6 protein-coding genes and 1 pseudogene are annotated in these 7461 nt (G+C 74.4%); all 7 read right to left on the reverse strand.

Annotated features, from left to right (window positions below; translation table 11 throughout):
• Nucleotides 1-842: pseudogene (locus tag AOK18_RS20970) on the reverse strand (FUSC family protein); the annotation flags it as partial.
• 140 nt (nt 843-982) lie between these two features.
• Nucleotides 983-2359: an NAD(P)/FAD-dependent oxidoreductase gene (locus AOK18_RS20975; protein ID WP_055695358.1), complete on the reverse strand. Its 1377-nt coding sequence runs from the start codon at nt 2357-2359 to the stop codon at nt 983-985.
• A gap of 324 nt (nt 2360-2683) precedes the next feature.
• The gene (locus AOK18_RS20980) at nt 2684-4444 is read right to left on the reverse strand and encodes a PP2C family protein-serine/threonine phosphatase (RefSeq protein WP_055695359.1); all 1761 of its coding nucleotides are present in this window, start codon (nt 4442-4444) and stop codon (nt 2684-2686) included.
• Nucleotides 4441-5517 (reverse strand): ATP-binding SpoIIE family protein phosphatase, encoded by a 1077-nt coding sequence (locus AOK18_RS20985; RefSeq protein ID WP_055695360.1) that lies wholly within the window; start codon nt 5515-5517, stop codon nt 4441-4443. Before AOK18_RS20985 ends, AOK18_RS20980 begins: the two co-directional genes overlap by 4 nt.
• Nucleotides 5517-5957 carry an anti-sigma regulatory factor gene (locus tag AOK18_RS20990; RefSeq protein ID WP_055695361.1) on the reverse strand — a complete coding sequence of 147 codons (441 nt, stop codon included), beginning with the start codon at nt 5955-5957 and terminating at the stop codon, nt 5517-5519. Before AOK18_RS20990 ends, AOK18_RS20985 begins: the two co-directional genes overlap by 1 nt.
• Complete coding sequence (locus AOK18_RS20995) at nt 5957-6376, reverse strand: STAS domain-containing protein (protein ID WP_055573012.1); 420 nt, start codon at nt 6374-6376, stop codon at nt 5957-5959. Before AOK18_RS20995 ends, AOK18_RS20990 begins: the two co-directional genes overlap by 1 nt.
• Nucleotides 6373-7272 carry an STAS domain-containing protein gene (locus tag AOK18_RS21000; RefSeq protein ID WP_055573011.1) on the reverse strand — a complete coding sequence of 300 codons (900 nt, stop codon included), beginning with the start codon at nt 7270-7272 and terminating at the stop codon, nt 6373-6375. The genes AOK18_RS20995 and AOK18_RS21000 overlap by 4 nt, the downstream gene beginning before the upstream one ends.
• Nucleotides 7273-7461 lie beyond the last annotated feature (189 nt).

The raw sequence follows: 7461 nt of genomic DNA on the forward strand, positions 1-7461 counted from the left end.
CCCGGAAGGTGCAGGGTCAGCGTGTCCGCGCGCTCGGCGCTGCGGGAGGTGAGCAGCAGCAGGCCGAGCCGCTCGGCGGAGATCTCGGCGTCCGCGATCCGGCGCTGCACCAGCCGCGCCGACGACGCGTCGGGGGTGCCCCGCTCCAGCCGGGTCTGGATCATCAGAGCCGTCTCGTGCAGCCGGGCCGTGCCCGCGCGGACGTCCGCCAGGGCCTGGTCCACTGCGTCGCCGTCGGCGTCCAGCAGCGCCACCTGAGCCGTCACGAGCTGCGCCAGCCGGGCACGGAAGGCGTCCCGCAGCCGCGCGAGGAGCCCGGCCGGGGTCACCGGCACGATGACGAACCGGACGAGGGCACTGCATCCGAACGCGACGGCCAGCGCGGCCCAGACCTTTGGCAGCCCGTCCACGGACGCGCCGATGAACAGGGACACGAAATAGACCTGGAAGGCGATCAGCCCGAGTCCGGTCCCGCGGTCGCCGAACCGGCGGGCGTACACCGCGCAGAAGACGAGGACCACGAAGAAGAGGTCCTCGACGGTGGTCCGCTCGCTCAGCACGGCGGCCAGCGACACGGAGCCCATCGCCACCGGCAGGCCGAGGGCGAGCGTGACGGCCTGGGCCCCGCGCCGCTTCTCCCGGATGGCGAAGTTGGCGACCGTCGTGGTCATCGCCCCCGCCACCAGCTGGGTGACCCCGGCTCCCGCCACGGCGAGCACGGCCAGCGTCAGCGCGAGGGAGCCCACCATCCGCAGCCCGGCCGTCATCCGCAGCATCCCGGGGTCGGACGCCGCCAGGCGGTCCCGCAGCCGCGTCCGTACCGAGAGCCCCGCCGCCTTCACGCCGCCGCACACTCCCGTAGCTCACGTTGATCAAAAGGCAAGCATGGCACGTACCGCCACCGGTCCGCCGGACGGCTCCCCCCGGCCGGGACACGGCCGGGGGGAGCCGCGGAGGGGCGCGACCGGCCGCGGCGGCCGGGTCACCGCACGGACAGGCCCGCCTCCCCGACGTGCGCCCGCACCTGCTCCGGAGTCAGGTAGACGTCCGTGTACTCGAAGTCCCGCAGTTTGGCGGGCCGGCGGGCCTGGAAGCCGGTCCGCACGAAATCGTCGCCGGCGATCGAGTTCAGCAGCCAGTTGGTCATGACCCGCGTCTTGGCCACATTGGTGCGCAGCGCCGACCAGTGGTACCCGCGGGCCGCCACCTGGGCGGGCAGCCCCCGCAGCTCCACGCCGAGCGGCTTGGAGACGGCGTCGGTGCCGCCGAGGTCCACGACCAGCCCGAGGTCCTTGTGGTGGTACGGCCGAAGCGGCCGGCCGGTGAGCGTCGCGATGACGTTGTCGGCCACCTGCCTGCCCTGCCGCATGGCGTGCTGAGCGGTCGGCGGGCACACCGCGCCCTCCACCCCCTTGGCGTCGTCGGGCACCGCCGCGGCGTCACCGAGGGCGAACACCCCGTCCTCGCCCGGCACGCACATGTCCGCGGTGACCGCGAGCCGTCCGCGCACGGTGTCCGCGCCGAGCGTGGCGATCAGCGGGCTGGCGACCACGCCGGCCGTCCAGATGAGGGTGCGGGTGGGGATCACCCGGCCGTCGGTGAAGGTGACCTCCGTCGGCCCCGCCTTCGCGACGGAGACGCCGAGCGAGATCTCGATACCGCGCCGGGTGAGGATCTCCTGCGCGCTGCGCCCGAGCTTCTCGCCCAGTTCGGGCATGAGCTTCGGCGCGATGTCGATCAGATGCCACTTGATCAGGCCCGGGTCCAGCCGCGGGTAGCGCTCGACGGCGGCGTGGGTCAGCCGCTGCAGGCAGGCGGCGGTCTCGGTGCCCGCGTAGCCGCCGCCGACCACCACGAACTGCAGCCGCGAGGCCCGCTCGTCCGGATCCTCGCTCGCGTCGGCGAGATCGAGCTGGGCGATGACGTGGTCGCGGATGTAGGCGGCCTCGGCCAGTGTCTTCATGCCGAACGCGTGGTCCGTGAGCCCGGGGATGTCGAAGGTGCGGGTGACACTGCCGGGGCTCAGCACGATGTAGTCGTACGGCTCGTTGAGGATCCGGCCGGTGATGCCGCGGATGACGCAGACCTTGGCCTTCAGGTCCACGCCGATGGCGCCGCCCGGGATGATCCGGGTGCGGTACTTCGTGCTGCGGCGCAGCGACAGCGCGATCGACTGCGGGGTCAGCACACCGGAGGCGACCTGGGGGAGGAGCGGCAGGTAGAGCTGGTAGGAGATCGGCGTCACCAGGGTGATCTCGGCGTCGCCGGGGGAGAGCCTCCGCTCCAGTCTGCGGACGCACTCCACTCCGGCGAAGCCTGCGCCCACCACCAGGATCCTGGGTCGTGTCACGGTGTTCATCCCTTTCTGCGGCTCCGCGCGGTCCGTCCCGAACGCCGGCGCCCCTCACCCGTCCGCGGACCGCGGCCCCGCGCCTCTTCGACCGCGGCGCACCACGATCACGGCGACGCCCCGGGCCGGGTCCGGACACCGGTCCGGCACGCGCACGCGTTCAGCACCACGATGCCCGCACCGGTGCCGGAGCGCACCGGGAGAACCGTGGTGCGGGCGGGGCGCGGGTTCCCGCGCCCGTACGGTGGGTGCCCGGCCACAGGGAGGACACACCCGGACGGACACCCCCGGTCACCGGCCGGCGGCCCGGGGGAGGGGACCGGCGGGCGGCGGTCAGCCCTGCAGGTGGCAGAGCAGCAGACAGACGTCGTCGTCGCGCACGGAGTCGCTGAGGAGGGGATGCAGGATCCGGTCCGCCGCGTCCTCCAGGTCCGCGTCGAGCTCCGCGGGGCCGAACGAGCCGAGCGCGGCCACGAGCCGTTCGATGCCCGGATCGATGCCCTCGGCGCGGCGCTCGACCAGCCCGTCCGTGTAGAGCGCCAGCGTCGAGCCGGGTCCCACCCGCTCGGTGTGGTCGGCGATCTCCTGCTCCAGCGGGATGCCGAGCATCGCGCCCGGCTTGGCGTCCAGGGCGCGCACCCGCCCGTCGGGCAGCCGCAGCACCGGCGGCGGGTGCCCCGCGGCGGCCCACGTCAGCGTGGACTCGTCCGGATGGAACCGGGCGATGACCGCCGTGGCGTACAGGTTGGGCTGGAGCCGGTGCAGGAACTTGTGCAGCCGGGTCAGCAGCCGGCCGGGACTGCCGTCGTCGACGGCGTAGGCGCGCAGCGCGGTGCGCAACTGGCTCATCATGACCGCCGCGTGCAGCCCGTGCCCGGTCACGTCGCCGATGACCGTGATCAGGCTCCCGTCCGGCCGGTGGAAGGCGTCGTACCAGTCGCCGCCGATGTTCATGCCGTGGGTGGCCGGCAGGTACCGCGCGGCCAGACCCAGCCCCGGTGTCGTGGGCAGTTCGGTGAGCAGGGCGCGCTGCAGCGTCTCCGCGATGTCCCGGTTGTGCTCGAAGCGGCGGGCGTTGTCGATGGCGATACCGGCCCTGCGGGTGAGCTCGATCAGCATCACCGCGTCGTCCGGGTCCCAGCGCTCACCGGGCGGCGACAGCATGAGCACGCCCAGCGGCGCCCGGTGCGTCAGCAGCGGGACGCACAGCAGGGGCCGGTCGGGGTGGAGGACGGAGGGCGGCTGGTCGTCCACGCCGCGCAGCCCTCCGGGATGGTCGGCGGCGTACTGCGGCCGGCCGGTGCGGGCCGCGCGCACCATCGCGGCCGGACGGGGCGCGGGACGGTGCGGATCGTCCTCCTCGTCGAACAGCCAGACGCTGACCTCGGCCGCGTACCGCGGCACCAGCAGCTCGGGCAGCCGGCGCACGATCTCGCCGTGGTTCAGCGAGGTGTTCAGCACGGCGCTGGCGTCCGCCAGGAACGTCAGCCTGCGGCGGGCGTCCTCCGCCTCCTCGCGCGCCCTGCGTTCGGCGGCGAACGCCTCCCGCTGGGCGCGGCCCGCCGCGTCGAGCTCGGCGTGCAGGGCCAGGACGCCCTGGTTGGTCTGGTGCAGCTCGTCCCGGTGGAAGGCGACCAGCGCCTCCTGCTCGGCGAGCCGGTCGAGCACCAGGCCGGTGTCCGCGTCGGCGTTCAGCAGCGCCCGGGACAGGGCCACCGGATCGTCGCCGGACACCATGTCGCTGTCGCTGTCGCTGTCGCTGTCGCTGTCGCTGTCGGCGTCGCCGCCCGGCCGGTCCGCCGCGGGCAGCGGGACCGTCCTCTCCCAGCGTGTTCCCCCGCCGGCGGCGGACGCGTCGGCAAGGGGCGTCAGCACGGCGTGCAGGGCGTCCCCGCCGCCGTCCGTGCCGCACACGCCCAGGGTGAGCCGCCAGGTGCCGCCCTCGGCGAGGCACTGCCGCAGCCGGGCGCCGAGCGCCGAGGCCAGGCGGGCCCGCTCGAGGGCCGGAACCCCGTGGCGGACGGCGAGCCGCGCGGCGGCCGCGCGCGCGGCCGCCGCGTCGCTCACGCAGCCGATCTGCCATGTGTGCGTCATGGACGGTCCAACGGGGAGGAGGTCATGACGGCCACCGCGGTGTCGTCCCGCACCGGGCGGGCGGCGCTACCCGCGTCACGGATCACCAGGGCCGCCGCCACGGCCGGGTCGGCCGGGACCGCACCCGGATCCGACGGTGGCGTCCAGCGGCTGGGCAGGCCGTCGGTGTGCAGGAACAGCATGCTGTCGGCGGACCACGCGCACTCGTCCTCACGGACGGTGCCGGGCCGGTGGGCCCCGACGATGCCCGGCTTGGAGAGCAGGGCCCGCCACCGGTCGCCCTCCCGTATCCGGGCCCCGATGTTGCCGATCCCGGCGAACCGCAGCCGTCCGGACCGGGCGTCCAGCTGGGCCACCGCGACGGCCGCGCCCCGGGTGGCGCCCAGCTCCGCGTGCAGCAGACGCAGCAGCTCGGCGGGACCGAGATCGGGCCGGCCGCGCACCGCGTCCACCGCGGCGGTCGAGGCGCGGGCCGCCTCGGGCCCGTGCCCCAGCCCGTCCGCCAGCATCAGGGTGTGCCGGTCCCCGTACCTGACCCAGGTCCAGGCGTCCCCCGAGTGGTCGGCTCCGGCGTAGGGGACGTTGACCCCGCCGGCACGGACCACCGGCATCCGGGGGCCGTCGTCCCGGCCGTCCCCGCCGGGCGCCGGGGACGCGGCGCGCCCCACGCGGGCCACCGCCACCGTGCCCCGGCCGAGGACGCTGTGCAGGCCGAAGTCGTCCGAGAGCCGCCGGCAGGTGCCGAGGCCCGCGCCCAGCGAACGGGTCGTGCTGAACCCGTCCCGCAGCGCCCCGGCCACATCGGCGATCCCGGGCCCGTGGTCGAGCGCGGCGATCTGCACGACCCGTTCCTGCCCGCCCTCGCGCAGCACGGCGGGCTCCACCACGTCGACGAGCACCTCACCGTCCCGCGCGTGCTTGACGAGATTGGTGGCGAGCTCCGTGGCCACCAGGGACACGGCCGAGGTGCCCCGCTCGTCGAGACCGGCCAGGGCCGCCGCCTCCTCGGCGGCGACGCGGACGTCCCGCACGCGGGTGGAGTCCCGCACCGGTACGTCCCAGACGCGGGGCATCAGCCCTCCTCCCGTCCCCGGGGCGGCCGGTTCACCCACGAGATCACCCGCACCGTGGTCCCCGCCCCTTCCGCGCTCTCGACCTCGAACTCGTGCACGAGGCGGCGGGCGCCGCCCAGGCCCATCCCCAGTCCGTCGCCGGACGTGAAGCCGTCACTGAGCGCCCGGTCGAGGTCGGGGATGCCCGGCCCGCTGTCGCTGAACGTCAGCCGCAGCCCGTGGCCGAACCCGGCGGTCACCGGGGCGGCCTCCATCTGTCCGCCCCCGCCGTGCACCAGGGTGTTGCGTGCCAGCTCGCTGGCCGCGGTGACCAGCTTCGTCTGGTCCACCAGGCCGAAACCGAGCAGGGCGGCCGCCTGCCGCACGTGCTGGCGCACCCACACCAGGTCCATGTCCGAACGGATGGGCAGGCAGGCCTCGATCTCCGAGGCGGTGGACATCACGCACGCTCCCGGCGCGTACGGCCCGCGTGCGACAGCACGACGGGCTGCTCGAGCAGTGCCATCGCCGCCTGGGTGTCGAGCGCGGTGAGCAGTCCCGGCAGGGTCAGGCCCAGTTCCACCAGGGTGATGGCGACCGCGGGCCGCATTCCGGCCACCACGGTCCGCGCGGCGAGCAGGGACGCCTGCGCCGCGATCTCGGCGAGCACCCGGCCGAGGAAGGAGTCGACGATCTCCACGCCGGAGATGTCGATCACCACCCCCGTGACCCCGGCGCTCACGATGGTCTCCGACAGGTCCTGCTGCAGTTGCTGAGCCGTACTGTCGTGCAGGTCGCCCTGGAGGGTCACCAGCAGGATGTCGCCGAGTCTCAGCACCGGCACGTGTCCCGCCTCGGGGCGGGGGTACGCCTCGTTCACCGGCGGACCGCACTGCCGGCCGCGGGACTCGAGACGGCGACTCCCAGCTCGTGCAGGCAGTAGCCCAGCGCGTCGGCGAGGCTCGCCCGGGTGAGTACGGAGCCGAGGTCGAGGCCCAGGTGGACCATGGTCTGCGCGATCGCCGGGCGGATGCCGGAGACGACGCACTCCGCGCCCATCAGCCGGGCCGCCGCGACCGTCTTCATCAGGTGCTGCGCCACCAGCGAGTCGACCGTCGGCACCCCGGTGATGTCGAGGATCGCGAACCGCGCGTGCTGGTCGACCACCGCGTTCAGCAGCGTCTCCATCACCACCTGGCTGCGGGCGCTGTCGAGCGTCCCGATCAGCGGGACCGCGACGATCCCGTCCCACAGTCTGATGACCGGTGTCGCCACCTCCAGCAGCTGCAGCCGCTGCCGGTCGATGAGCGCCTGTCCCTCGTGCAGCGCCGTCTGCACGGCCACCACGCGCAGGGTGCCCATGAGCGTGCTCAGCGTGGTCGTGCAGGCCCGCAGCTCCTCGGCCGGCCTCTCCTCCAGTTCGGCGGTCAGGAGGTCGTCGACCGGCGGCCACAGGGCGGCCAGTTCGTTCGACACCTGCGTGAGGGACAGGCCCGCCCGGGAACGGGACGTGCTCATCCGCGCCAACTGCTCCCGCACACCGAGGAATCCGACGGCGTCCGAATCCTCCACCCGCCGCGCGTCGGCCACCTGGGCCAGGGCGTCGACCACGGCCTTGCCGGCCTCGACCGCTTCGTCGCGCGACAGGGTGAACACCGTACGGAACAGGGGTTCGTCGGCCCACCGCTGCGCAATCTGCTCACGCCTGCGCCGCAGGAAGTCCCTGATCTCGAGCGTCGGCGTTCCCAGTGGTCCGCCCGCTTCGTGCTCAGGCACCTGTGTCTCCTAGTCGTCGTTCTCGCACCGGAACCGCGCCGGGCCGCGGAGGACACCGTGACCCGGTCGGACGACCACTCTAACGACGCTCCGGAGCCGTGCGGCATCCCGTGCCGGAGTCGGGGGTCCCGCAGGTGGCGGGTGCCGTGCGCCGGGCGCCCGGGCCCGCGCGGGAGGCGGGGAGGCCCG

Source organism: Streptomyces prasinopilosus, from assembly GCF_001419695.1.
Lineage (GTDB): Bacteria > Actinomycetota > Actinomycetes > Streptomycetales > Streptomycetaceae > Streptomyces > Streptomyces prasinopilosus.